Consider the following 1,048-nt stretch of genomic DNA (forward strand, 5'->3'; position numbering starts at 1 on the left):
GATAGCGGCAATCTGCGGATGAGAAATATTTGTTAACAGCAGTTATTGGCAAGGCGGTAAAATATTGAAATTACCGCCTTTATGGATGGGCACTAGCTAGCCCAGTAAGTTTGACCATAGTTCTCGGTAGAGTGCATACATGGAGAATAAATAGGGAGTTATATTTGCTTAATCCAAAAGAATCGCAGCTTGATTTTATCTTTACCCGTGGGGTTAATGCGACGTTCGTGTTTATATTTTGCCTCATATTTTGTTACTTCACTTACGGTAATGCCTTGACCTTTGGACTGATTAGTCTGTTTCCAGATATGCAGATGGCAACGATTAGCAATGTCGATAGGTTTGATGATCGGCTGAATGAGTATGCGCATTATGAATTTGTTTATGGTAATAGCGGTGAGGTTTACCGTGGAGAATTCCTATATGTCAGGGGATCAAACGATCCTCATTTGAATATTGGCGATGAAGTTGAAGTCGCAGTGAGTGAGAAAATTCCATCATTTCATGTCCCGAGTTATAAACTTATAAGAGAGAGGCCAGGTTTCTATATATTTATGTTCTTTGGCTCAATCTCATCATTGCTCTTTATATTCTTACTGTGGAATGCTGTCGCTTACAGTAGGTATAAGCGGGTGATGAAGAACTATTAATTTTAGAGTCATCCAATCGCTAAACTTCTAGAGAGCCAAAGGTTTTCGCCTAGGTCGTCAGAATGCCCCCCAATCTTTTCTGCGTACTCTATGATCCAAATCTGAGCAAAGCAGATAGCCGTTGGCGCTGCCAAAGTCATACATGCTTTATAACATTAGTCCTTTCACTATTTGTCGCGTTTTCCGGAAATTCTAGGGTTATACGGCAGCTACCGCAATTACCGGAAATCAAGAGAAAATCAAAATTAACAGGTCTTTAAACAAAGAGTGAAGTTTGTCCTGTAGTGCATTGAATTTATGGGTGCCGAATTCATAAACTAAGTGCGACACACATTCAAAAAATGGAGGTGACCTGCAATACTCCGTCTTTTTCGCTCCCGGCAAGAAGTGAATTAGAC

At 40.3% G+C, this 1,048-nt stretch carries 1 protein-coding gene; it reads left to right on the plus strand.

Going from position 1 to position 1,048, the window contains the following annotated elements:
• Positions 1-164 precede the first annotated feature (164 nt).
• Complete coding sequence (locus BCF53_RS19155; RefSeq protein ID WP_132704385.1) at positions 165-650, plus strand: hypothetical protein; 486 nt, start codon at positions 165-167, stop codon at positions 648-650.
• Positions 651-1,048 lie beyond the last annotated feature (398 nt).

It is taken from the genome of Reinekea marinisedimentorum (assembly GCF_004341165.1).
In the GTDB taxonomy this organism is placed as follows: Bacteria; Pseudomonadota; Gammaproteobacteria; order Pseudomonadales; family Natronospirillaceae; genus Reinekea; species Reinekea marinisedimentorum.